The organism is Cognatundibacterium aquatile (assembly GCF_014699135.1).
Taxonomy (GTDB): Bacteria; Pseudomonadota; Gammaproteobacteria; order Burkholderiales; family Burkholderiaceae_D; genus Undibacterium; species Undibacterium aquatile.
Genome location: NZ_JACOFT010000002.1, coordinates 669559 through 695294 on the forward strand (window position 1 = coordinate 669559; position 25736 = coordinate 695294).

The 25736-nt window shown below is 50.9% G+C and carries 24 protein-coding genes; 17 read left to right on the forward strand and 7 right to left on the reverse strand.

The features are described 5' to 3' along the window. Positions 1 to 9 precede the first annotated feature (9 nt). The 14 genes from H8K26_RS07375 (at position 10) to H8K26_RS07440 (ending at position 13659) form a co-directional block, all read left to right on the forward strand. Positions 10 to 1263, forward strand: a complete 1254-nt coding sequence (locus H8K26_RS07375) for an IscS subfamily cysteine desulfurase (RefSeq protein ID WP_186883597.1) — start codon at positions 10 to 12, stop codon at positions 1261 to 1263. Between the two features lie 84 nt (positions 1264 to 1347). Next, a complete protein-coding gene (iscU, locus tag H8K26_RS07380) occupies positions 1348 to 1734 on the forward strand; it encodes a Fe-S cluster assembly scaffold IscU (RefSeq protein ID WP_190478446.1) in 387 nt (128 codons plus the stop codon). Between the two features lie 96 nt (positions 1735 to 1830). Beyond that, complete coding sequence (iscA, locus tag H8K26_RS07385; protein WP_186883599.1) at positions 1831 to 2154, forward strand: iron-sulfur cluster assembly protein IscA; 324 nt, start codon at positions 1831 to 1833, stop codon at positions 2152 to 2154. An 8-nt stretch (positions 2155 to 2162) separates the two neighbouring features. Continuing rightward, complete coding sequence (gene hscB, locus H8K26_RS07390; protein ID WP_190478447.1) at positions 2163 to 2666, forward strand: Fe-S protein assembly co-chaperone HscB; 504 nt, start codon at positions 2163 to 2165, stop codon at positions 2664 to 2666. Positions 2667 to 2729: 63 nt separating this feature from the next. Further along, positions 2730 to 4595 carry a Fe-S protein assembly chaperone HscA gene (gene hscA, locus H8K26_RS07395; RefSeq protein WP_190478449.1) on the forward strand — a complete coding sequence of 622 codons (1866 nt, stop codon included), beginning with the start codon at positions 2730 to 2732 and terminating at the stop codon, positions 4593 to 4595. Positions 4596 to 4649: 54 nt separating this feature from the next. Next, positions 4650 to 4988 carry an ISC system 2Fe-2S type ferredoxin gene (fdx, locus tag H8K26_RS07400; RefSeq protein ID WP_186883602.1) on the forward strand — a complete coding sequence of 113 codons (339 nt, stop codon included), beginning with the start codon at positions 4650 to 4652 and terminating at the stop codon, positions 4986 to 4988. Positions 4989 to 5004: 16 nt separating this feature from the next. After that, the gene (iscX, locus tag H8K26_RS07405; protein ID WP_186883603.1) at positions 5005 to 5199 is read left to right on the forward strand and encodes a Fe-S cluster assembly protein IscX; all 195 of its coding nucleotides are present in this window, start codon (positions 5005 to 5007) and stop codon (positions 5197 to 5199) included. Positions 5200 to 5437: 238 nt separating this feature from the next. Then, positions 5438 to 7051, forward strand: a complete 1614-nt coding sequence (locus H8K26_RS07410) for a sensor histidine kinase (RefSeq protein ID WP_190478450.1) — start codon at positions 5438 to 5440, stop codon at positions 7049 to 7051. 239 nt (positions 7052 to 7290) lie between these two features. Then, complete coding sequence (locus tag H8K26_RS07415) at positions 7291 to 8085, forward strand: thymidylate synthase (protein WP_186898326.1); 795 nt, start codon at positions 7291 to 7293, stop codon at positions 8083 to 8085. 25 nt (positions 8086 to 8110) lie between these two features. After that, positions 8111 to 8593: a dihydrofolate reductase gene (locus H8K26_RS07420; RefSeq protein ID WP_190478452.1), complete on the forward strand. Its 483-nt coding sequence runs from the start codon at positions 8111 to 8113 to the stop codon at positions 8591 to 8593. An 11-nt stretch (positions 8594 to 8604) separates the two neighbouring features. Next, positions 8605 to 9174 carry a DUF4337 domain-containing protein gene (locus tag H8K26_RS07425; protein ID WP_186883607.1) on the forward strand — a complete coding sequence of 190 codons (570 nt, stop codon included), beginning with the start codon at positions 8605 to 8607 and terminating at the stop codon, positions 9172 to 9174. 15 nt (positions 9175 to 9189) lie between these two features. After that, complete coding sequence (locus tag H8K26_RS07430; protein ID WP_190478454.1) at positions 9190 to 9978, forward strand: MipA/OmpV family protein; 789 nt, start codon at positions 9190 to 9192, stop codon at positions 9976 to 9978. Positions 9979 to 10281: 303 nt separating this feature from the next. Continuing rightward, a complete protein-coding gene (locus H8K26_RS07435) occupies positions 10282 to 12552 on the forward strand; it encodes an arginine/lysine/ornithine decarboxylase (protein WP_186883609.1) in 2271 nt (756 codons plus the stop codon). Between the two features lie 183 nt (positions 12553 to 12735). Beyond that, a complete protein-coding gene (locus tag H8K26_RS07440; RefSeq protein WP_190478456.1) occupies positions 12736 to 13659 on the forward strand; it encodes a flagellar brake protein in 924 nt (307 codons plus the stop codon). A gap of 91 nt (positions 13660 to 13750) precedes the next feature. Here the strand turns inward: H8K26_RS07440 and dcd are convergent, their stop codons facing one another. The 5 genes from dcd to H8K26_RS07465 form a co-directional block, all read right to left on the reverse strand. After that, positions 13751 to 14317 (reverse strand): dCTP deaminase, encoded by a 567-nt coding sequence (dcd, locus tag H8K26_RS07445; protein WP_186883611.1) that lies wholly within the window; start codon positions 14315 to 14317, stop codon positions 13751 to 13753. 106 nt (positions 14318 to 14423) lie between these two features. Further along, a complete protein-coding gene (locus tag H8K26_RS07450; RefSeq protein WP_190478458.1) occupies positions 14424 to 15443 on the reverse strand; it encodes an XdhC family protein in 1020 nt (339 codons plus the stop codon). 131 nt (positions 15444 to 15574) lie between these two features. Beyond that, the gene (locus H8K26_RS07455) at positions 15575 to 16378 is read right to left on the reverse strand and encodes an ABC transporter substrate-binding protein (protein ID WP_186898321.1); all 804 of its coding nucleotides are present in this window, start codon (positions 16376 to 16378) and stop codon (positions 15575 to 15577) included. Positions 16379 to 16680: 302 nt separating this feature from the next. Further along, positions 16681 to 16905 carry a DUF1653 domain-containing protein gene (locus tag H8K26_RS07460; RefSeq protein WP_190478460.1) on the reverse strand — a complete coding sequence of 75 codons (225 nt, stop codon included), beginning with the start codon at positions 16903 to 16905 and terminating at the stop codon, positions 16681 to 16683. 82 nt (positions 16906 to 16987) lie between these two features. Then, the gene (locus H8K26_RS07465) at positions 16988 to 17611 is read right to left on the reverse strand and encodes a 3'-5' exonuclease (RefSeq protein ID WP_190478462.1); all 624 of its coding nucleotides are present in this window, start codon (positions 17609 to 17611) and stop codon (positions 16988 to 16990) included. A 262-nt stretch (positions 17612 to 17873) separates the two neighbouring features. Here H8K26_RS07465 and H8K26_RS07470 point away from each other — a divergent pair, with 262 nt between their 5' ends. The 3 genes from H8K26_RS07470 (at position 17874) to H8K26_RS07480 (ending at position 22148) form a co-directional block, all read left to right on the forward strand. After that, entirely contained in the window at positions 17874 to 19166 is a 1293-nt protein-coding gene (locus H8K26_RS07470) for an MFS transporter (protein ID WP_190478465.1), read from the forward strand. 287 nt (positions 19167 to 19453) lie between these two features. Beyond that, a complete protein-coding gene (locus tag H8K26_RS07475) occupies positions 19454 to 21712 on the forward strand; it encodes an OPT family oligopeptide transporter (protein ID WP_190478467.1) in 2259 nt (752 codons plus the stop codon). A gap of 169 nt (positions 21713 to 21881) precedes the next feature. Further along, positions 21882 to 22148, forward strand: a complete 267-nt coding sequence (locus H8K26_RS07480; protein ID WP_190478469.1) for a hypothetical protein — start codon at positions 21882 to 21884, stop codon at positions 22146 to 22148. A gap of 52 nt (positions 22149 to 22200) precedes the next feature. On the opposite strand, the gene flgL is transcribed toward H8K26_RS07480, so the two are convergent. Both flgL and flgK read right to left on the reverse strand, forming a co-directional pair. Further along, a complete protein-coding gene (gene flgL / locus H8K26_RS07485; protein ID WP_186883617.1) occupies positions 22201 to 23415 on the reverse strand; it encodes a flagellar hook-associated protein FlgL in 1215 nt (404 codons plus the stop codon). A 7-nt stretch (positions 23416 to 23422) separates the two neighbouring features. After that, positions 23423 to 25669, reverse strand: a complete 2247-nt coding sequence (flgK, locus tag H8K26_RS07490; protein WP_190478470.1) for a flagellar hook-associated protein FlgK — start codon at positions 25667 to 25669, stop codon at positions 23423 to 23425. Positions 25670 to 25736 lie beyond the last annotated feature (67 nt).

The following is a 25736-nucleotide window of genomic DNA, read 5'->3' on the forward strand; positions in this document are numbered from 1 at the left end:
GAGTCTTGAATGAATGCCCCTTTAGAACAAAGCTTGCTCGATACGCTGAAAACACCGCATTTTCCGATTTACATGGATTACTCGGCGACAACACCGGTTGATCCGCGTGTTGCCGACAAAATGATCCCGTTTCTGCGTGCCCAGTACGGCAATCCTGCATCCCGCAGTCACATGTACGGCTGGGATGCCGAAGCTGCGGTTGAAGAAGCACGCGGCAATGTCGCAGCACTGGTCAACGCTGACCCACGCGAAATCATCTGGACATCCGGCGCAACTGAAAGTAACAACCTTGCGTTAAAAGGTGCAGCGCATTTCTATAAGGCCAAAGGCAAGCACATTATTACGGTGAAAACCGAGCACAAAGCCGTGCTCGATACTGTGCGCGAACTGGAACGTCAGGGTTTTGAAGCTACCTACCTGCAACCGCAGGACAATGGCCTGATCACAGTCGAGCAATTAAAAGCCGCGATCCGCCCCGATACGATTCTGGTGTCGGTGATGTGGGTGAATAATGAAATCGGCGTGGTTCAGCCTATCGCTGAAATTGGTGAACTGTGCCGCGAAAAAGGCATCGTTTTTCATTCAGACGCAGCACAGGCAACCGGCAAAGTTGAAATCGATCTGGAAAAAGTCAAAGTCGATCTGGTGTCTTTTTCTGCGCATAAAACGTATGGCCCGAAAGGCATAGGTGCCTTGTACATTCGCCGCAAACCACGCGTGCGCCTCGAAGCGCAAATGCACGGTGGCGGTCATGAACGCGGCTTCCGTTCCGGTACTCTGGCTCCGCATCAATGCGTAGGCATGGGCGAAGCCTTCCGTATCGCAAAAGAAGAAATGCAAAGCGAGCTGGCACATGTACGCGCCATGCGCGATCGTCTGGCCAAAGGGCTGAATGAAATCGAAGAAACCTATGTGAATGGTGATATGGCGCACCGTGTTCCGCATAATCTGAACGTCAGCTTCAACTACGTTGAGGGTGAATCTCTGATCATGGCGGTCAAAGATATCGCCGTTTCATCCGGTTCCGCATGTACTTCCGCCAGCCTGGAACCATCGTATGTATTACGCGCACTGGGTCGCAGCGATGAACTCGCGCACAGCTCGATACGCTTTACGATCGGTCGTTTCACTACCGAAGAAGACATTGATTTCGCGATCAATCTGCTGAAAACAAAAGTAGAAAAACTGCGCGAATTATCACCACTGTGGGATATGTACAAAGAAGGCATCGATATCTCGACAATTCAGTGGGCAGCACACTAAGGCAGCACGTTCATTAACATATCCGGATTCTGGTGATATTGTTCACCAGAGAGAACGAACAGTAAAAAATTCAGGAGCATCATCATGGCATACTCAGATAAAGTTTTAGATCACTACGAACATCCACGCAACGTCGGCGCATTTGAAAAAGGCGACGAAACGGTTGGCACCGGTATGGTAGGCGCGCCTGCCTGCGGCGACGTAATGAAACTGCAAATTAAAGTCGGCGCGGATGGCGTGATTGAAGATGCAAAATTCAAAACTTATGGCTGCGGCTCTGCGATTGCTTCATCATCGCTCGTCACCGAATGGGTAAAAGGCAAAACGCTGGATCAGGCGCTGGAAATCAAAAATACAGCGATTGCAGAAGAACTTGCTTTGCCGCCGGTCAAGATCCACTGCTCAATTCTGGCGGAAGATGCGATCAAAGCTGCAGTGCTGGATTACAAAAACAAGCACGGCGCGCAATAAGCAAACCAGCAGCGAAGCATCAATCAGTATCAACAACGCAGCATCAGGCTTGACTATAAATACGGCAGCGGTGCTGCCGTAGAGATTGGAAATACCATGGCAATCACACTGACAGAAAAAGCAGCAAAACACGTTTCCCGTTATATGGAGCGTCGCGGCAAAGGCATAGGCCTGCGCTTTGGCGTACGCACGACCGGTTGCTCAGGCATGGCGTATAAACTCGAATACGTTGATGAAGTCGGCAGTGATGATCAGGTGTTTGAATCTCACGGTGTCAAGGTGTTTGTCGATCCGAAAAGCCTGCCTTACATTGACGGTACTGAACTCGACTTCGCGCGCGAAGGCCTGAACGAAGGCTTTAAATTTTATAACCCGAATGTCAAGGATGAATGCGGTTGCGGTGAAAGCTTCCGGATTTAAGGTTCAGCATGCAAAATCATTTTGAGCTGTTTCAATTGCCACAACAGTTCGCCGTAGATAGCGCACAACTCGACCGCGCTTATCGCGAGGTTCAGAACACCGTGCATCCGGACAAATTTGTGCAGGCCAGTGAAGCGGAAAAACGCGTTGCAATGCAATGGGCGACACACGCCAATGAGGCTTACCAGACGCTGAAAAAACCGTTAAAACGCGCAACTTACCTCTGTCAATTACAGGGCGTTGATTTACAGACCGAATCCAATACGAGCATGCCTGCCGCCTTTCTGATGCAGCAAATGGAATGGCGCGAAACGTTCGAAGACGCGCGTCATTCAAATAACATCAGCGCCCTGCTTGCACTCGAAAAAGAATTGCACGACGCACTGAAATCAGCGCTGCAACAAGTTGGCTCAGCGCTTGATGCGCAGGACTACAAGGCAGCGACGTTACATATCCGCACCTGCATGTTTTTGGAAAAATTCATCGCCGATATTGCAGCGCTGGAAGAGTGAATCCGAATAACCCGCGCATTCTTTGCGCCCATCTGATGGCTTGCCATCCACGCATATAACACCATGGCTTTACTGCAGATTTCCGAACCCGGCATGTCCACCGCTCCACACCAGCACCGTCTGGCCGTCGGAATTGATCTTGGTACGACTAACTCTCTGGTCGCGACTGTACGCAACAGTATCCCCGAAGTATTAAACGATGAAGAGGGACGCCCTTTACTTCCTTCTGTCGTACGCTATCTTCCGAATGGACATGCGCACATCGGCTTTAAAGCACAGGCAGAACAAAGTAACGACCCAAAAAATACGATCGCGTCAGTCAAACGTTTTATGGGACGTGGCCTGAAAGATATTAGCCACGCCGAAAATCTTCCGTATGACTTTATCGATGCGCCAGGCATGGTGCAACTCAGAACCATCGCCGGCATCAAAAGCCCGGTCGAAGTTTCCGCGCAAATTCTCGCAACGTTGCGCCAGCAAGCCGAAGATGCACTCGGCGATGATTTAGTCGGTGCCGTGATTACTGTTCCTGCTTATTTTGATGATGCACAACGGCAGGCAACCAAAGATGCGGCCAAGCTGGCTGGCCTCAATGTATTGCGGTTGCTGAATGAGCCGACCGCCGCCGCGATTGCGTATGGTCTGGATAATGCATCGGAAGGCACATATGCGGTCTATGACCTCGGCGGCGGCACTTTCGATATTTCGATACTGAAAATGAGCAAGGGTGTATTTGAAGTTTTATCGACCGGTGGCGACTCTGCACTCGGCGGCGATGACTTTGACCATCGCCTGTTTTGCTGGATTTTGCAGGAATCCCAGCTGGCGCCATTATCCGACGAAGATACCAGCACACTGATGATCAAGGCACGTGAAGCCAAAGAGATTCTATCCAGCAAAACCAGCACTTATATCGATGCCAAGCTGAATTCAGGCGAAAGCGTACATCTGCAGATCAGCGCCGCGCAATTCTCGGAAATGACGCAGAATCTGGTTTTGAAAACCATCACACCGTGCCGCAAAGCGCTGCGCGATGCCGGTTTGTCGGCTGACGACATCGACGGCGTCGTGCTGGTCGGCGGTGCCACGCGTATGCCGCATGTGCGCAAAGCGGTCGGTGAATTTTTCCATACAACGCCGCTGGCCAATATCGATCCGGATAAAGTGGTCGCCCTCGGTGCCGCAATACAGGCCAATCTGCTGGCGGGTAATCGCGCTGCTGGCGACGACTGGTTGCTGCTGGATGTGATTCCACTGTCGCTGGGCGTGGAAACCATGGGTGGACTAGCGGAAAAAGTCATTCCGCGCAATTCGACGATTCCTTGCGCCCGCGCGCAAGAATTCACGACGTTCAAAGATGGCCAGACCGCGATGGCAATTCATATCGTACAAGGCGAACGTGAACTGGTCAGCGACTGCCGCTCACTGGCGCGTTTCGAGTTACGCGGTATTCCACCAATGGCTGCGGGTGCTGCGCGCATCCGGATTACGTATCAAGTTGATGCCGACGGCCTGTTATCGGTCTCAGCGCGTGAATTGCGCTCCGGCGTTGAAGCGACGATCACCGTCAAGCCTTCGTACGGCCTTGCCGACGACGACATCACGCGCATGTTGCAAGATTCGTTCAGTTCCGCTGATCAGGACATGCAACAAAGAGCATTGCGCGAAGAACAGGTTGAAGCAGAAAGAATTTTGCTGGCAACCCAATCGGCGTTAGAGGCAGATCGCCATCTGATTTCAGAAGCAGAATACGACACGATCTCGCAGTTGATGCAACAAGTAAAAAATCTGGCACAGCAAGACGATCATCAGGCTTTACATAACGCGATTACTGCTCTGGCGCATGGCACCGAAGAATTCGCCGCCCGCCGCATGGATCAGAGCGTACGTTCAGCTCTGGCTGGAAAAAAACTTGACGAGATCGCCTGATTTTCGCCGCATCGCCATCGGCTAACACTGACTGAAACTGAGACTGAGACTGACATGCCACAAATTATCGTTCTGCCCCACCCTCAACTCTGCCCGGAAGGCACCGTGATCGACGCGCCGGAAGGAAAATCACTGTGTGAGGCATTGGTTGAAAGCGATGTTGAAATCGAACATGCGTGTGAAATGTCATGCGCCTGCACCACATGCCACGTAGTAATTCGTGAAGGCTTCCAGTCACTGAATGCATCGTCTGACGATGAAGAAGACTTACTCGACGCCGCCTGGGGACTCGAAGCAACTTCACGCCTGTCCTGCCAGGTCAAACTAGGGAAACAGGACATCACGATAGAGATTCCGAAATACACGATCAATCACGCTCGCGAAAATCATTAAACATCAGGTGAACGCCATGAAATGGTCTGAGACACACCGTATTGCTGAAGCTTTATACGATCAATTTCCGGATATTGATCCGCTAACCTTGCGCTTCACGGATTTGCACAACCTGATCGTCGATCTTGCAGAGTTTGACGATGACCACGCCCGTGGCGGCGAAAAAGTCCTCGAAGCTATCCAGGCTGCCTGGATAGAAGAAGCCAAATAAAAGCTATTTGTTGCTATCACAACGCAATGCATGTGAATTGCCCAAACAATCACATGCATGTCTTGCTCAAAAACAAAAAACCTCTTAATATTTCCTGATTGTCTACCGATTTGCCGATGCAAAATCATGCGTCTCCGGTCACCCGGTTGACTCGTCTGACATTATGCTCAGGATCAATTCGCAGCAAGCGCAACTGGCCCCGGCATTCCACACAACTGTGACGTTCAAGGACATAGTAATGCGGTTTCGAAACTTTCTTTCTTCCATCCGCAGCCGCATCACACTTCGCCTTGCCATTATCTTAGCGGTCGTTTTCGGTGTCGCAGTTCCTTCCGCCATTCTGGTTCCCTACCATCTGGGCACAATAGAAAGTGCAGCACGGATTCGCAATAACGAAGATCACAATCGTCTGGTTGATATTTTGTCTGTGATTCTGAGCGAACCGTTATGGCAAATCACACCGGAAATCGCCAATATTTCCAGCGAAGTTGTTTATTCCGATCCGCGCGTTGCGAAGATCGAAGTCATCACCCTGCCAGACCGCAAAGAATTCATTAAAAATGACGTTCACATGCAAAACCAGGTGGGGCCATTCACCAGCATGGTTCGTGAGATCAAGCACGGCGGCCAGGTCATCGGTGAAGTCAAACTGACACTCGCTGAAGATTTACTGCGCGAAAGCCTGCGTTCTGACTTCCGCCGTTATGTGACAACCGCCGTGCTCTCATTATTTCTGGCAATCGTCTTTATTCTGATGGTATTGCAATGGCGTCTGGTGAAGCCAGTGCGCCTGCTGATGGACGAATCTGACCGTCTCGCCAATGGTGAACTTAACGCACCGATCACCCTCAATCGTGAAGACGAACTGGGCCACCTCGCCACCAGTCTGGAAGTCACCCGTCAGGCACTCAAGCGCTCATTTGGCGAACTCGAAATCAAAAACCAGCAATTACTGGAATACTCAGGCACGCTGGAATCCAAAGTACGGCAAAGAACGCAAGAGCTGGAGTCGGTCAATCGCAACCTTGAAGCCGCACTGCACAATGTCAACACGGCGCAATCTGAGCTGGCAAGGGTAGAACGCATGGCGGCACTGGGTTCTATGGTGGCCGGTGTCGCGCATGAACTGAATACGCCGCTGGGTAACTGTTTGCTCGTTGCCAGCACACTGGAAGAAGAAACCCGTCAGTTGTTGAAAATGGTGGAAGACAACCAGATCAGGCGTTCCGACCTGACCCGTTACGCCACCACCGCGCTGGACTCGTCCAAACTGTTATTGCGCGGCTTGCAGCAATCTGCTCATCTGGTCGGTGATTTCAAACAAGTGGCGGTCGATCAGTCGAGTGCACAACGGCGCACGTTTGGCCTGAAGGTCACGCTGCAGGAACTATCCGCACTGCTGCATTCTAGTTTGCGCAAAACACCCTTCACGCTGGAACTCGATATCCCCGACGACATTCAGCTCAACAGCTATCCCGGCTTGCTGGGACAAGTGTTCACCAACCTCGTTAACAACTCTGTGATTCACGGGCTGGAAGGTCGCAGCCACGGCGTTATGCACTGCACTGCAGTCAAGCAAGGCGAGTTCGTCCTCATCATCTTTACCGATGACGGCAAAGGAATCCCTCCGGAAATCATCAATCGTATTTTCGAACCGTTTTTCACCACCAAGTTTGGTCAGGGCGGTAGTGGCCTGGGCCTGAGTATCACGTTTAACATTATCACCAATGTGCTTGGCGGCACGATCCATGTCACCAGCAAACCAGATCAGGGTTCCCGCTTCGAAATCAGATTGCCCCTCATCGCACCGGGCGACCCCGATTCCAATGATCCATTGCTGACAGAGCGTTAATCCGCCCCAAATATACTCCCCCCAGTATATAAAAAGCCCCAATATTGACGCTGAGATTTAGCGGTTTTTAGTGATTTACCGGGGGGAGTATCTGAAATATCTGCATTTCCCGTAGTACAACAGATGTTTGATCGTGTGCAGCGCAACAAATACCGTTGTTCATAGAGCAGATACGAGCAGGCAAGTGTCTGGCTGATGTATACTGCTGCCTCATTTCATTCCGCTTTCACCTCATCTTTATGCGTCAATATCTGGAATTCATGCGTCACGTGCGCGATCACGGAACAAAAAAAACTGACCGTACCGGCACCGGCACGGTGTCCGTTTTCGGCTATCAGATGCGTTTTGACCTGAATGAGGGTTTTCCGCTGGTCACGACAAAAAAACTGCATCTGAAATCCATCGTGCATGAACTGATCTGGTTCCTGGCCGGGTCAACCAATATCAAGTATCTCAAGGACAATGGCGTCTCTATATGGGACGACTGGGCGGATCAGAATGGCGATCTCGGGCCTGTCTATGGCTCGCAATGGCGCAACTGGCCAACGCCGGATGGCCAGCATATCGATCAGATTCAACAGTTAATTGAACAGATCAAAAACAATCCTGACTCACGTCGTTTAATCGTTTCGGCATGGAATGTGGCCGATATTCCACAGATGAAACTGCCGCCCTGCCACGCGCTGTTTCAGTTTTATGTCGCCGACGGCAAGCTGTCCTGCCAGTTGTATCAGCGCAGCGCCGATATTTTTCTCGGAGTACCATTTAATATCGCCTCATATGCCCTGCTGACGCACATGATTGCGCAGCAAACGGGTCTTGGCGTTGGTGACTTTATCTGGACCGGCGGTGATTGCCACTTGTATTCGAATCACATGGAACAAGTTGACTTACAGCTGTCGCGCGCGCCGCTACCGTTGCCGCAGCTGGTAATTCAGCGCCAGCCAGCATCGATTTTCGATTATAAGTTTGAGGATTTCGAATTCCGCAACTACGAATTCCATCCCCATATTAAAGCGCCGGTCGCGGTGTAATGAAAAAGAACAGAAAGTCATCAGCATGTCATCCATGACCATTATCGTTGCTACGGATAGCCAGTCAGGCATAGGGATCAACAACACCCTGCCCTGGCATCTGCCGGAAGATCTTGCGCATTTCAAACGGACAACCAGCGGTCATACGATCATTATGGGACGGAAGACTTTTGAGTCCATCGGGCGACCATTGCCGAACCGGCGTAATATCGTCATCAGCCGCAATCCGGCATGGCAGCATGAAGGAGTAGAAACTTATCCATCAATAACAGCAGCGCAAGCGGCATTGGATGGACAAGACGCCTTCATCATCGGTGGCGCGCAAATTTATCAGCAGGCATTACCGCTCGCCGATAAGTTAATTGTCACCGAAATCAGCCAGACATTTGCCTGCGACGCCTTCTTTCCGGCGATAGCGCCGGAGGCATGGAAAGAAACGCAACGCGAAGAGCATTTTTCAGAACAAAAACAATTACATTACGCATTCGTTACATACGAAAAAATTTAAAGGGAAACACAATGTCAGGACACGGCTTTCACGTACACGGCCCACATGACCATGAATTAGAGCATGCAGCGCATGGCAACGATGATTTTGCCAGCCGTATCGCCGTCATGACCGCGATTATGGCGACCGTCGGCGCCTTGTTTGGTTACGAAGGTGGCGCTACACAAAATGACGCAGCCATGTTTAAAAACGAAGCAGCGATCAAAAAAACCGAAGCAGCGAACCAATGGAATTTTTATCAGTCAAAATCGAGCAAGCAAAATCTGGCTGAGCTCGCCATGGTATTGCCCGGTGCCGATGCAGAAAAATACAAAGCTAAGGTAGCCCGTTACGAAAGCGAGAAAGAAGCGATCAAGAAAGACGCTGAAAAGCTCGAAGCGGAATCGAAAGAGTGGGAAGAAAAATCAGAAAACGCCTTGCATCAGCACCATCGCTGGGCGCAAGCAATGACGGCGGTGCAGATTGCAATTTCACTTGCTGCCATCACATTACTGACTAAAAAGAAATGGTTGCAATATGCCTCTTATGGTGTGGCCGGTATTGGCGTAGCGCTTGCCGGGCTCGCCTGGTTTCATATTTAATATTGAGAGATCAGAATGAAAAAACTTTTTAGCCTTATTTTACTGGTCAGTGCCTGTTCAGCGCAGGCGCAGACGGCAGAATTCGTCAATCTGGTGCCGGAAGCTTATTTACCTAAAGACGTTAACTTCTCGCTTGGTGGCGCCGTATTGTTCATCCCTAAATACAAAGGTTCCGATGAACACCGCGTTGCCGCTTATCCCCTGTTCGATGCGCAATGGAAAAATGGCGCGTTTTTCAGCGCATTCAACGGCCTGGGCTATAACTTCTCGAAAAACGCCAATTTGCAATACGGCCTGCGCATGTCGCTGGAAGCCGCGCGTGACGAATCCCGTTCTGGCAAATTGCGTGGACTCGGCGATGTCAGCACTGCGCTGGAGCCTGGTGCGTTCCTGAACTACTCGTTCAATCCGAATTATTCACTGGTGTCGTCGTTACGCTATGGTTCCGGCGTCGATCATAATGGTTTGCAAGTCAGCCTCGGTGCGCGTGCGACAACTGCTGTAAACAAAGATCACCGGATCTCAGCCAGCATCGGTGCGAACTGGGCGAATAGTCATTATGCACAATCCTATTTCGGCGTGAATGCCCGTCAGTCAGCTGCCAGCGGTTACGCGCAGTTCACACCTTCCGCCGGCATTACCGATGTCCGCATCGGCGCCAGCTGGCACTGGACTATCGATACCAACTGGTCGCTGACGACCGGCGCCTCCATCAGCCGCTTGTCTGGTGATGCGGCGAAAAGCCCGTTCGTCTTTGACAAAACACCGGTCTCCGTCTTCTCTGCAGCAAGTTATCGCTTCTGAGTTGTACGCATGCTGACAGCCAAAGTGAGTATCGCCAGCGGTACTCACTTTTTTCTTTTGAAGAGATGATTTTAATCAGAAGAACACGGCTCAATTAGCTTTTTTAACATCAAAAAATAGCGATATTCCGTAGTCGATGACAATCCCGTGAAATTACACTCCGATTGCTTAAAATCACTGTTTTTTTTCACATGACAGACCACATATCTGAGAGAATTCGCTTCTTTGAATTTTTCGGCGCGCAAGCGGTTGATTTAACTTGCCCAGGCGTCTCCCCCGTACCAGGCTTTTTTGGAGACCTCAATGAAATTCCGCTTCCCCATCGTCATCATTGACGAAGACTTCCGTTCTGAAAACACCTCAGGTCTCGGCATCCGCGCACTCGCCGATGCGATCGAAACTGAGGGCATGGAAGTGCTGGGTGTAACCAGCTATGGTGATTTGTCCCAGTTTGCGCAACAGCAATCGCGCGCCTCTGCCTTCATTCTCTCGATTGATGATGAAGAGTTTGGCGGCGGCACCGACGAAGAAACCGATTACGCGCTGAAATCGCTGCGCGCCTTCGTCGAAGAAATCCGCTATAAAAACGCAGATATCCCGATTTATCTGTACGGTGAGACACGTACATCCCGCCACATTCCGAATGATATCCTGCGCGAATTGCACGGGTTCATTCACATGTTTGAAGACACGCCGGAATTCGTCGCGCGCCACATCATCCGCGAAGCGAAATCCTATCTGGATGGTTTATCACCACCGTTCTTCCGCGCGCTGGTGCATTACGCGAATGACGGTTCATATTCGTGGCATTGCCCGGGACACTCAGGTGGCGTCGCCTTCCTGAAGTCACCGATAGGACAGATGTTCCATCAATTTTTTGGTGAAAACATGCTGCGTGCCGACGTGTGTAACGCAGTTGAAGAACTCGGTCAGTTGCTCGATCATACCGGCCCGGTTGCTGCTTCAGAACGGAATGCCGCACGCATTTTCAATGCTGATCACTGCTACTTCGTCACCAACGGTACGTCCACCTCGAACAAGATGGTATGGCATTCCACTGTGGCGCCCGGCGACATCGTGGTCGTTGACCGCAACTGCCATAAATCGATTTTGCATTCGATTATTATGTGCGGAGCGATTCCCGTTTTCCTGATGCCAACCCGCAATCACCTCGGTATTATCGGCCCGATTCCGCTGGAAGAATTCAGCATGGAAAGCATACGCCGCAAGATCGAGGCGAATCCGTTTGCACGCGAAGCGAAAAATAAGAAGCCACGCATTCTGACTATCACACAATCGACCTACGATGGTGTGCTGTACAACGTCGAAGTGTTGAAAGACTTGCTGGATGGTGAAATCGACACTTTGCATTTCGACGAAGCCTGGTTACCACATGCGACCTTCCACGAGTTCTACAAAGACATGCATGCGATAGGCAAAGATCGCCCACGCGCCAAGCAATCCATGATTTTCTCAACGCAATCGACACATAAATTGCTGGCGGGGATTTCTCAGGCATCGCAAATTCTGGTGCGCGAATCGCAGACCGTTAAACTGGATCGCGACAGCTTCAATGAAGCTTACCTGATGCATACCTCAACCTCGCCGCAATACTCCATCATCGCCTCATGCGATGTGGCAGCCGCCATGATGGAAGCGCCGGGCGGCACTGCGCTGGTGGAAGAGTCGATTCTGGAAGCACTGGATTTCCGCCGTGCGATGCGTAAAGTTGATCAGGAATGGGGTAAAGACTGGTGGTTCCAGGTCTGGGGACCAGAAGAGTTTTCTGATGACGGCATAGGCTCACGCGAAGACTGGGTCATCCGCGCGGAAGACAACTGGCATGGTTTCGGCAACCTCGCGTCGGGCTTTAACATGCTCGATCCGATCAAGGCAACCATCGTCACACCGGGCTTGTCGCTGGAAGGCAAATTTGGCGAAACCGGCATTCCGGCATCGATCGTGACCAAGTACCTGGCGGAACACGGCGTGATTGTTGAAAAATGCGGCCTGTATTCCTTCTTCATCATGTTTACCATCGGCATTACCAAAGGTCGCTGGAATACATTACTGACTGCACTGCAACAGTTCAAAGATGATTACGACAAAAATCAGCCGATTTGGCGCATTTTGCCTGAGTTTGCGGCAGCAAACCCACGCTATGAAGGCGCTGGGCTGAAAGACCTGTGCCAGGGCATTCATGAAGCCTACAAAGGCCATGATGTCGCCCGTCTGACAACAGAAATGTATCTGTCTGATATGCAACCGGCGATGAAACCATCCGATGCATTTGCGATGATGGCGCACCGCGAGATTGAGCGTGTTTCGATTGATGAACTGGAAGGACGTGTCACCGCGATTCTGCTGACACCGTATCCACCAGGTATTCCGCTGCTGATTCCGGGCGAGCGTTTCAACCGCACTATCGTTGATTATCTGCGTTTCGTCCGCGACTTCAATGATCGCTTCCCCGGCTTTGAAACTGACTGTCACGGATTAGTCAAAGCAGAGCTGAATGGCAAATTGGGTTACTTTGTTGACTGTGTGAAACTCGGCGCAGAAAACGGCAAATAAACCTCACGCAAGCCCCGATAAAACATCAAAAGCACCTGAAAATCTTTCAATTTTCAGGTGCTTGTTTTATTGTTACATGCAATCATGTAACACCGGAATAACCGGGCGGCCCGGCAATAAAAGTAATGCCTGCTGCCGATCACAGAATAACAATGCGCTGCGACCAATTGATGGAAATGACAGATGGGTGAAGTACAAGGATTAATGTCTCTGAAACATGCCGATGTTGCCGTCGGCCAGACGATACACTGGCCCATTTATAATCAGGCTGGTCAGATATTATTTAAATCAGGCGTTCACATTGCGGATCAACAGCAACTGAATCATCTGTTAGAAGTCGGTTACTGCGATGCGAATAATTTGTGGGATAGTATCCCTTCAAAACTGCCAAGCCTCGAACAACTCGGCGCAAAGACCGTACCCGACACAACATCAAAACCAGCAGAAGAACTGAATAAAGAAACCATTGTCGAGCTCGACAGTGTGCGCTGGACCGTCGGCGAAATATTTCATCTGCAAACGCATGATCAGGCCGCAACTCGCTACACGGTCAGACTGATAGGCTATGTAAAAAATAAATCATTGCTCGTCACCGCGCCAACTATCGATGGGCGATCTGCATCTATCCGTGAAGGACAGGCATTTATCATCCGTGCTTTCCCCGGTAAAAAAGCCTACGCATTTACCGCGAATCTGCTCAAATACGTGTACATGCCCTTTTCTTATCTGCACCTCAGCTATCCGAGACAGGTGCGCTCGACCACCATCCGCCAGGGTGCGCGTGCAACCGTCAGAATCATCGCTTCTGTCACGATCGGTAATCCGGAACAAACTGCTGCCGCCACGCTGGGAGACCTCAGCATGGGCGGCACTTCCGGTGTAGTGAAAAAATCCATAGGAAAAAAAGGCGATGTCGGTGTCATCAAATTCAAAGTCAACGCCGCTGGCAACGATGAGTATCTGGTGCTGGACGTGATTCTGCGTTCGGTGGCCATCACCGAAACCGGCGAAGAATTCCGTCTCGGTTTCGAGTTTATTAATCTGACACCGCAGTCCAGATTAATTTTGTCTGCGTTTGTGCATCAGACACTGGCAGAGATGGATTAAGTTCCGCATAGTCAAGGCCACAAAATAAAAACGGACGGTTTCAATCACCGTCCGTTTTTGTTTGCCGAAACGCCAGACAATGGCGACGACATCAGGTTTTTGGCAAAGTCACGCCATGCTGACCCTGATATTTTCCGCCGCGATCTTTGTAAGACGTTTCGCATACTTCATCGCTTTCGAAAAACAAGACCTGCGCACAACCTTCGCCTGCATAAATCTTGGCTGGCAGCGGCGTGGTATTCGAGAATTCCAGCGTCACGTAGCCTTCCCATTCAGGCTCAAACGGCGTCACATTAACGATAATGCCGCAGCGCGCGTAGGTTGATTTGCCGAGGCAGATCGTCAGCACATTGCGCGGAATACGGAAATACTCCATGGTTCGTGCCAGCGCAAAAGAATTTGGCGGGATAATGCAAACATCACCTTTAAAATCGACAAACGATTTTTCATCGAAATTTTTTGGGTCGACGATCGTGCTGTTGATATTGGTGAAGATTTTGAATTCGTCGGCACAACGGATATCGTAGCCATACGATGACGTGCCGTAGCTGACGATGCGCTGACCGTCACGCTCGCGCACCTGACCAGCCTCAAACGGCTCGATCATGTTCGTCGATTCCGCCATCCGGCGTATCCATTTATCTGATTTGATACTCATGCAAAATCTCCTGCCCGATTGATATTGGGTGGAATTTTACGCGAAATCGCCCCGTGAATTAAGCTTATTACATGCGCTACCCTGCAGAAAACACATGTCGTGATGATCAGACGCCGCAAACCGCGTCGGATGCCGCCTGCGTCGCCAGCGTTTTTGCCTCTTCAACGCGCATGCCAGCTGGGAGTTGCACTTTATTTTTCACAGCGGTCATTTCCGCCAGAATGGAAATCGCAATCTCAGCCGGTGTCTTGCTACCGATATACAAACCGACCGGGCCATGCAATTTTGCGAGTTGCGCTTCGCTGACATCAAACTGTTGCAAACGTTCGCGCCGCTTCGCATTGTTCAGACGGGAGCCAATCGCACCGACATAAAACGCCTCAGTCTTTAACGCTTCCATCAGCGCCAGATCATCGAGTTTAGGATCATGCGTCAAGGCCACCACAGCGCTACGGCTGTCGAGTTGCATCTCCAGCACAAGATCATCCGGCATCGCATGGACGACTTGCACACCATCCACCTGCCAGCCAACACGATATTCTTCGCGTGGATCGCACACCGTCACCTGATAATCCATGCCGACGGCAATGCTCGCCAGAAAACGTGATAACTGACCAGCACCGATAATCAGCAAGCGCCAACGCGGGCCGTGCACCGTGATCAGGCGTTCAGATGTCAGCAGCAATTGCGCATGCGCATCGGCTTTACTCAGTGTTACAGCACCCGACGCGAGATCTAATTCACGGGTTGTCAGTTCATGGTCGGCAAGTCTGTCGAGCAATTCGCCTATCTTGCTGCTATCCGTCAACGGCTCTATCGCCAGTTGTATCGTGCCGCCACACGGCAAGCCAAAACGATGCGCCTCATCGGCGGAAATGCCGTAAGTGACGATTTCAGGAGCATTACGGGTAATGCCGTGCTGCTGAACACGGGCAATCAAATCGTCTTCTATGCAACCACCGGAAACCGAGCCGATGACGCGCCCATCTTCGCAAATACCCAGCATAGCCCCCTCAGGACGCGGGCTGGAGCCCCAGGTCTTGATAACTGTCACCAGCTCGCAACGACGCCCGCTTTTGACCCAGGCATCACAGGATTTGAGCACTTCGAGATCGACACTATCCATATTTTTCGTTCATGGTGTTAATGCATCTCTGGCACCTTCTCGCAGAACCAGAGATGTCTGCAACGGTGATCGTGTGACGACGACCGTTGCCATTGAAACTGAAGAAGCTAAAAAAACTAAAGAAACTCAGCTTATTTTTTATACGAAGGGAAAAACAATTGCTGGCCATCGACTTTATAGTCGGCAATTTTCTTCTGGCCTTCTGCTGATGTCATCCATTCAATCAGGCTGTTGGCGCCGCGAATATTGATGTCTTTGTACTTCGCAGGATTGACTGCAATGATGCCGTAGGGATTAAACATTTTGGCATCGCCCTCGACCTGTACATCCAATCCTGTCTTCGCTTTATACGCGCCGTAAGTCGCGCGATCAGTCAGTGTATAAGCCTGCATCTGCGCTGCCATTGTCAGCACTTCGCCCATCCCCAGACCGGCAGATACATAGGCGCTGCCAGCAGGTTTCACGCCGGCTTCTTTCCAGTACGCCTGCTCCATCTGATCTGTGCCGGAATTGTCGCCACGGGAAATAAATTTCGCTTTGCTGGCCACCAGTTTGCGCAAAGCGTTGATTACATCTTTACTACCTTTCAGACCAGCCGGATCTGCCACCGGGCCGACGATAATGAAGTCGTTATACATCACGTCGCGGCGATTAATGCCATGGCCTTCGGCGATGAATTTATCTTCCGCTGCACGCGCATGCACCAGCGTGACATCCACGTCACCGTTTTTCGCCAGCTCCAGTGCCTTGCCTGTGCCGACGGAAATCACATGCACCTTCATGTGCGTTTTCGCTTCAAAATCCGGCAAAATGGCTTTCAGCAAGCCGGAGTTTTCGGTACTGGTCGTGGTGGACAAGCGCAACACTTCCTGCGCGCTGATCTGCGCCTGAGCGCCGAGCAAAGTCAGTGAAATAGCGAGGATAAGACGTTTCATGATTTCTCCTGTAAATGAGTGCGGGTATTTTCTCACGAAACCCAGTTTCCCTCGCGGGAGCGGTATCGTGCGAAAACACATTAACAATGGGCTGATTTCGTCGGTTAAATTTTCTGTTACAACGATTTTAGGGGGAGTATCTGCCTATTTTGCCTTTATGTCCGCATAAACAAAGGGGCTTTCAATATACTGGGGGGAGTATATTTTGGCACTGTTCGGCACCATCCGGCATCATTCTGTACTATGCGGCGCGATCAGGCAGTGAGCAGAGCAAGATCCGGGAAGCTGACAGCAGCCTGTAGTTACAAGCCGGTCCGCACCTCGTCGTCATCGATCGCGGCGAAACGCGGCACGAGTACACCATCCACTTCCACCATTTCAAAAAATACCGCCTTCGGACGCGTCCAGATACTGCCATTGTGTGAACGGTAAACGATCACGGGACTGAGATCCGATTCTTGTATTGCTTCGCAAACCAATTCGTACACACCACCTTTGTAGTGCCGGTATTTTTGTGGCTGATTCATCGTCAGAGCTCTTTCATCCATTCAACATCAGGCCGCGATTATGCCTCGTCCGCCGCAACTCTGCCGACGACCAGCCGCACACTCACACCGCAGCAAACTGCTTTTTCAAAAATGCCGGCACCTTGGCAGCACTGAGCTGATTCACTGCGATCAGCAATTGCGGATCAATTGCCGCAACGGCATAACGGCGGCGCAATTCTTCTGCGACATGCAGCATCAATGCAGCAGTGACTTCGGCGTCGGCCTCGGCTCTGTGTGCCGCGCCTTGAAAACGGATGCCGAGTGCAGCAGCCAGTCGCCCCAGCGAATAACTCGCCATACCGGGAAAAATCCGCCGCGCCAGCTTGACCGAGCAGACCAGCCCATCATGCTCAGGCCATAAGCCCTGGCGGTCACTTTCTGCCTTCAGAAATTTTTCATCGAAACTGGCGTTGTGCGCAACCAGCGTATCGTTGCCGATAAAATCCACCAACGCTGGCATCACCTCACTGACCGCAGGTGCACGATCCACCATCGTTTGCGTAATCCCGGTCAACTCGGTGATGAAATATGGAATCCGTACACCACAATTAATCAGGGACACATAACGATCAACGACTTCACCCCCCACCACACGCAAGGCCGCGACTTCAGTCACCCGACCGCCCTGCTCCGGACTCATGCCCGAGGTTTCAAAGTCGATCACGACTATCGCTTGTGCAAACATATTTTTTATTCACCGGAACTAAAATTGTGTAAGAGTATCTATCAATATCATTATTGTGCGCCCTGATGCATCCACGCACACCGGGCAGCAGCGCCAGAAGAAATAGAACTTTAAAAGCTTTCCATCCATGCACAGCTGCCCAACATTGTAATCGCTGATGCAGCGCGGTTCTGCATACAATAATAATGAACAATAATGATCTCATTCATCACGACAGCGCCACAGCTATCGTGTGAACAAAAAACAAAACCAGACGCCATTCATGCGCAAGAATTTTTTACAACGGCGATTTTCGCTGCCAGCCAACGATCTTTTACGGGACCGGATCTACCGTCGCTTGTGGACGTCGATACTGATCAGCTCGTTTGGCGCGCAGATCACCATGCTGGCGTTGCCACTGACCGCCGCCGTCATGCTCAATGCCAGCGCCAGCCAGATGGGCATACTGACGATGATGGAAACGCTGCCGTTTGTATTGCTGTCGCTGCCAACCGGGGTCTGGCTTGACCGCATGCGCAAGCTGCCGGTGTATATTGCGGGCGAAACCATCATAGGCTTGGCCGTCATCAGTGTACCGGTGGTCTGGTGGCTGGACATGGTGAACATGCGCTGGCTATATGTCGTCGGCTTCATCATCGGTATGGTCAATACCATGGCCGGAACCGCTGCACAAATCGTTCTGACGCAAATCGTACCGCGGGAACGTCTGGTCGAAGCCCATGCAAAAAATGCGCTGGCAACCTCCGGCGCTGAAGTTGCCGGACCGGCGACCGCAGGTGCCTTAATCAAACTGCTAGGCGCACCGCTTGCGCTGATCGCCGACGCCGCTTTACTGATCAGCTCGGCGATGATACTGCGTGGAATCAAGGTCACCGAGAACCGACCGGTTGCCAAGGATGCGGCGTTCTGGCGCGACCTGAAAGCCGGCATCCATTTCGTCGCTAAAAAACCTCTGTTACTGGCGCTGGCCGCAACTGTCGGCGGCTGGCAACTTTGCTATAACGCCGCCTTAGTCGTGCAGATTTTGTATGCGACCCGCATCCTCGGTTTGTCAGAGCAAACCGTCGGTCTGAGTTACATGGGTATGGGCTTGGGTACCATCCTTGCCAGTGTTTATGGTTATCGCATCAGCCGCGCGATCGGCCCCGGGCCTTGTATGGTGCTGGGTATCACGATCTGCGGCGCGGGTTGGAGTTTGCTCGCCATCGCACCAGTCAATCATTGGGGTATTGCGGCATTCGCTTTAATGCTGATGTGTTTTTCTGTCGGTGCGGTGCTGATATTCATCAATTTCCTCGCTTTACGTCAGGCAGTCACCCCTGAGCCTATGCTGGGGCGCATGACCAGCACCATGCGCTGGCTGATCCTGTTACCCGCAGGCCCCGGTGCTCTGATCGGTGGCTGGATGGGGGAACACGCGGGTCTGCATTATTCACTGGCGTTCGCAGGCGTTACCGCACTGCTGCTGGCAACATTCGCGTGGCGTAATCCTATTATTCGTGGCATCAGTGTTTTACCAACGCTAAGCCCGCAGGAAGAAAGGCAGTCGTTGTGACCGGTTGCGTAAAGGATTCAGCGTCATTGGGATTCAGCATCATTGCGCTGAATACTGGCCAATACGCATGTTCATTCCGTGCAGGCGAGTGATCCGGTGGCGGTCAGTAAATATTTCGCAGCACGGTGCGCATACGATTGCGCAGAAAAGAAAAAAAGCGTGATAATGCGCGATCGGTGTTAATTGCTTAACGTTTCGTCACAACGTAATAACGATAAGCAATATCAGGCGGGCCCGGGGAAATACAGCAATACGGGCTCTTCATTGACAATAAAAAAGGTAATTCAATGCCAAAAGAAACGTCAGCTTCTTCATTCAAGCCGTACATACCGGCATCGGCACAACTACCGGAAATGACAGCACGCGCTTTAATCATGGGCGTCATTCTCGGTATGATCTTTGGTGCTTCGTCGCTGTATCTGGTACTCAAAGTCGGTTTAACGGTCAGCGCATCGATTCCGGTCGCCGTCATCGCGATCACGCTATTCCGCCTGTTTAATAAGTTCGGCGGTAAAGATTCAACCATCCTTGAAAACAGTATTACGCAGACCGCCGGCTCTGCAGGTGAATCACTGGCATTTGGTCTCGGCGTCACCATGCCGGCGATACTGATTCTGGGTTTTGATCTGGAAATTTCGCGGGTAATGCTGGTCGGCTGCCTCGGTGGCTTGCTGGGCATTCTGATGATGATTCCTATGCGCCGGACGATGATCGTCGAAAAGCATGGCGAACTGAAATATCCGGAAGGCACGGCATGTGCGGAAGTATTGAAAGCCGCAGCGACCGATACGTCACGCGAAGCGGCCGGAGAAAGCAGCAACCCGCATGCGCAGGACGATGCCAATCGCCGCGCTAAAATTATCTTTGCGGGTTTCGGCATAGGCTTGCTGTACAAAATTGCAAACGTTGCGTTTAAAGGCTGGAAAGACACACCGGAAGTCACCTTCGGCGCACCTCTCAAAGCTGGTTCGCTGGGTGCCGAAGTGTCGCCAGAATTACTCGGCGTTGGCTACATCATCGGTCCGCGCATCGCCGCCGTGATGGCTGCGGGTGGCGTCATGTCTTACCTGTTGCTGATTCCGATGATCAAATTTTTCGGCGACGCACTGCTAACACCTCTGGCACCTGCAACCAAACTCATCAGCGAAATGAGCCCGCATGATATCCGCAGCTCGTATATTCTTTACATCGGTGCAGGTGCAGTTGCGGCGGGCGGACTGATCAGTCTGGTACGCGCGATGCCAACCATCTGGCGCAGCCTTTCAGCTGGTCTGGCTGGTATGCGCAATGGTAAAAACGATGATGCAGCAACATTGCGTACAGATCAGGATATTCCGATGAAATGGGTTGTGATCGGCGCACTCGCCATCATTGCCATCATTACCTTCGCCACACCGTTACACATGAATTTTCTCGGTGCCTTGCTGATACTGGTATTCGGCTTTCTGTTTGTCACCGTATCATCGCGCCTGACGGGTGAAATCGGTTCCTCATCCAATCCAATTTCCGGCATGACAGTGGCAACGCTGTTATTCACTTGCTTGATTTTCTTGCTGATGGGCTGGACTGGTGGTCAGTATTACGTCACGGCTTTGTCGGTCGGCGCGATCGTCTGTATCGCTTCGAGCAACGGTGGCACAACTTCGCAAGACTTAAAAACCGGCTACCTGGTGGGTTCAACACCACGTCTGCAACAATATGCAATTCTGGCAGGAGCGCTGTCGTCTGCATTGATTCTCGGCCCTATTCTGTTGAAACTGAATGATGCTGGCACGGTGTATGTACCAGCTGCACAGGTCGCACCTGCCTTGAGCACGGATGCGAGCAAACTGACAGAAACAGCCAGTTTGCAAGGTCCGCAGGCAGAGCAGGATAAAGCGAGTTACAAGGTCTGGCATAAAACCGATACTGTTGGCGGCCCGGCAGGCAAGTATCTGGTCGATAACGCTGGCAAAGCCGTGTATCTGGTTGATCCGGGCATTAACGGCGCTTACAACAAACGCCCTGATGGCACGGAAGTCAAAAAATATGATGCCCCGAAAGCCGTACTGATGTCTTACATCATCAAGGGCATACTCGATCAGCAACTGCCTTGGACGCTGGTTTTGTTTGGCGTCATGATCGCACTGGTACTGGAAATGGCGGGCATCCCATCGCTGGCATTTGCGGTCGGCGTCTATCTGCCTTTATCTTCGTCCGCCCCTTTGTTTGTCGGCGGCATGATACGGTGGCTGGTGGATCGCCGTAATAACAAACTCGATCAGTATAAATCGCTGAATGAGGAAGAAATGCAGGCTGCTGGCGACCGCAGTTCCGGTGTCTTGCTTTCCTCCGGCTATATCGCAGGTGGTGCGCTGGCGGGCATCGTGATTGCATTTACTGCGGGCATTCTGACCGGTTTCGACAAAGCGATCGGTGACTGGGCTACTGCACACAATCCATTCTTTGAAGGCGCTTACGCGAATGGATTAACGCTAATCCCGTATGCCGTCATCATTGTGACCCTGTATCTGGTTGCGCGTGAAAAGAATGTAAAAGCAAGCTGACCAGCCAGACTTAGCCAGACTTAAGCCAGCTCTGAACCGAGCGGCGAAAAAATGAAAAGGACTTAAATCAGTATAGATTTAAGTCCTTTTTCATTGGCATGGTCAGCACGCTTCTTCGTCCGGAAATTTGCCAGTACAATGACAGCCACACCAATTTAAAATTAAATTCATGTCCACCAAACCCATCCTCGACTGCAAAAATCAAGCCGTCGCTATCGGCGATATTGTCCGCGTCATCACTCTCAGTAAAAAATTTATTAATAATTTCCCCGAAGACGAGCGCATCTTAATTGAATCGATGATCGGGCAATTTTTCAAAGTGATCGATCTGGATGAAGACGGTTATCCGTGCGTTATGCGGGAATGGCACGATGAGCGCGGCATACTGCAAACGCATGTCATCGCTTTGGATTCCGAAGAAATGGAAAAGGTGTGAATCTGCATCTCTGACAGACTCACACCTTAAAGAGTACCCAGCAAAAAATTATTTAATTAATATAGTTAAACAGGGACAGCCCGGCAGTTTTTACAAACGATTGCTGCGCTGCCTGTAAAGTAGTTTGCTGTTGTGATAACGACGTCAGCGCTTTCACATAATCCAGATCCTGAATATCTGACAACGCAGATTTATAGTTCAGTGCATTTGCGGAGCCAAAACTATCAAGATCATCAATTTCCTTCAGACTTGAACCTAATTGCGCACGTGCCGTTAACACGTTACTTAGGGACGCATCCAGATTGTTATTCCCCTGCGCTAAAGCAGCTGCCAGATCTTTCTTTGCGCTGCTTGTCGTCGCAGGAGTATTGAGCGCATTAATAATGTCAGTCAGCGTCTCAAAAATATTCTGATTGCCTGGCTGCACACTGAAATGATCCCCAGGCCCTGGCGCGCCGGGTGTATTGGTCAAAGTAATATCCATGCCATCAACCGTCACCGTTGCCGGGCTGGTGTAAGCGGTACTTGGCACGACTACAGCGCCGGTCGTTTTATTCGTTACGGTAAAATTTAAGCCCGTAGAATCAAATGCAATATCGTAGTTCTGACCCGTCAATGCATTTGCTGTCGGTGCGTTGATAGTGACTGCGGCAACGACCTGTCCATTGTTTGAAGGATTCGGAACAACATTGAACTGCCCTGGCGACGTACGGATATTCTCAAAAATCTGTGTTCCGGGAGTACTCAACGGCAGCTGGCGCGATGTTTCAACCTGCAGATATCGCTGTCCCTGATCACCGTTATATGTTGCTCCGTTGATCGTCTTTGTATAAGGCGCAGTCGTTGTCGAAAAACCGGAAAACAAATAGGCGCCAGTTCCGTCCGTCGCGTTCGCAAGACCTAACAACTGATCAAGATTACTCTGCATTTCAACCGCAATGTAACTGCGATCTTTATCATTCAGCGTTCCGTTGCCAGCACTGACGATAAGGGTTTTAAGGTTGTGCAGCGTTGTTGTGACGTTGCCGAGAGTACTTTCAGCCATACTCAGATTATCTTTGGCATTCGCCCGATTCACCGCATACTGCTCATTGATTGCATCGGCCTGCGTGATCACCAAAGCACGCGCCGAGCCTATAGGATCATCCGCTGGCGTGAGTATCTTGCGCCCGGAAGCAATCTGTTGTTGCGTACGGTTCAGAGAGGATTGCAGATCGCTGATACGGGAACCTCCGCCCTCATAGATCATACTTGTGCTGATACGCATAAATTACCTACCTTCCGATGGCCAGTATTGCGTCGAATAACTGACTGGCAATCTGCATCAATTTGCCGGCAGCCTGATATGCCTGCTGGTATTTAAGTAAATTGGCGGCTTCTTCATCCAGATTCACGCCAGAGATGGATTGTTGATTATCCGTTGCATTCTTCAACAAGGTCGCTTCAGACGCTGTCGTGATACCCAATTCATGTGTTTTATTACCGACCTGACTGACAAATTGTGCGTATGCACCTTGTATCGTCGTAGTACTGCCAACCATGCTGTTTTTTGTCTGTATACCCGCCAACAATAAGGCATTCCGGTTATCGCCGGAACCAGTCACATTGGCTGAGATATTAAACACATCGCTGTTCGAAGGCGTACCAGAAAGAGTGAAACTTGTCCCAGAATAACTATACGTTGCACCGTCAGAATAAGGAACTGCCGTACCCGCAGGATAAGTGGTCGACGTTGCCCCCTTAGTAACGGTCACATTCGCGTTTGCAGGAAAACCAGTCAGGGTATTTCCTGCGGAATTAAAGGTTAATTTGGATGCTGTCACAGGAACAGATGGCGACACAGTAAAAGTATCACCGTTTGCCGGTGCTCCAGAACTGTTCTGAACCGTAAAACTCATACCGGAAAAACTGATCTTCGCGCCTGTCGTGTAAGGTACTGTTGCCGGCGGCGCATAATTTGTTGTGGTCGCGCCCACAGTCACAGACACATTGACTCCGGCTGGAAAGCCAGTGAATGAGCCACCGGAATAAGTCAGCGTGACTGGTGGTGCGACGGAAGAACTTGCGAAAGAACTATCTGTTTTAACCGCACTAATGGTTGCAGTTGCGGAGCTTGATGCGCTCGCGACCGCTGAATCTACTGTGCCAACTGAAATTTTTCCATTACCGATGTTCGTTGTCGGCACTGCCGTTTTGATCGCCGCAGCAACCGCAATTTTAGAAGGGTCAATCACATCAACGGAAAACCCCGCTGCGGCAGCCAGGGTAGGACGAATCAAAAACTCATCTCCGGTCGCAGGCTGAGCCGCAGGTGGCTGCGGAAATTCCATCGTAATGCCGTCAATTTTGATCGGCTGTGATGTCGCAGTCTGGGTCTGACCATCAGAAACGCGAATGACACGGTAATTTCCGGGGCTGGTTACCTGCAAACGATAATCACTGGTGGTCAGTGCGCTGACATCGGAAATATTCGCCGTTACATCGGCATTCGTTGTATTTGATGTACTTGGCGTTGTAATTGGTTGGGGAATATTAAAAAACTTCGCACCAGTCGCGCCGTTCAGATCTTGCCCCAATGCATGCTGCTCATTGAATGCCGAGGCAATACCAATCGCCACACGCCCGATCGCATTCTGCGCAGGATCTAAAGTATTGGCCCTAAAATCAAAGAGCCCGCCCAAAACGCCGCCTGGCAAACCATTTTCGGCAATTTGCACCGACGTACCGTTAGCAGAATACGAGACTTCCGCTCTGGTCGAATCAGTTTTAGAGACACTTAATTCGAGCTGATTAACGACCCCGCCCAGAACAAGCGGTTGCCCATTTCCAATAAACACATTGAATTTATTATCCTGAGGTATCACCGTGACTTTGGTGTACTTCGACATTTCTGTAATTAACTGGTCGCGTTGATCAAGTAAGTCATTTGGTGGTGAACCGGTTGTGCTGACTGACTTTGCAATCGTCTCATTTAAATTGGCGACTTGCGACGCATACGTATTGATTGCGGTAATCGCACCGCCAATCTGACCGTTGACGTTCTGTCTGATCTCATCCAGACGGGTCTGCAAACTATTGAAACGGCCAGCCAATGACTGCGCACTGGATAAAACCGCCTGACGTGCTGCTGCACCGGCGGTCCCGTTCGGACTCGCAGAAAGGTTTTGTATAGATGTGAAAAAACCTTGTAATGCCGGCGTCACTCCTGCCGTCGGATCGGCAATCAGATTATTGATTTGTTGAATTTGCGAGTAATAAGCGTCAGCCTGGTTCTTGGTGGTCTGCGTCGCATTCACTTGCTGGCTGATAAATGCGTCGTATTGTCGCTGTATCTGGCTGATGGAGACGCCCTGCCCAACAAAAGAACCACCCAGCAATTGCGGCGCATTCGCCGATTGCAACACAACCTGGCGGTTATAACCTGCCGTCCCAGCGTTGGCAATATTATGTCCAGTGGTACTAATTCCCACTTGGGCAGCGGCCAATGCGGTTTGCCCGATGTTCAGAATATTTGTACCCATAATTTAACCTATTGATTATTTGAGCTTTGTTGAGCTATCACCTTAAGGTTTTCGGAGAAAAACACAA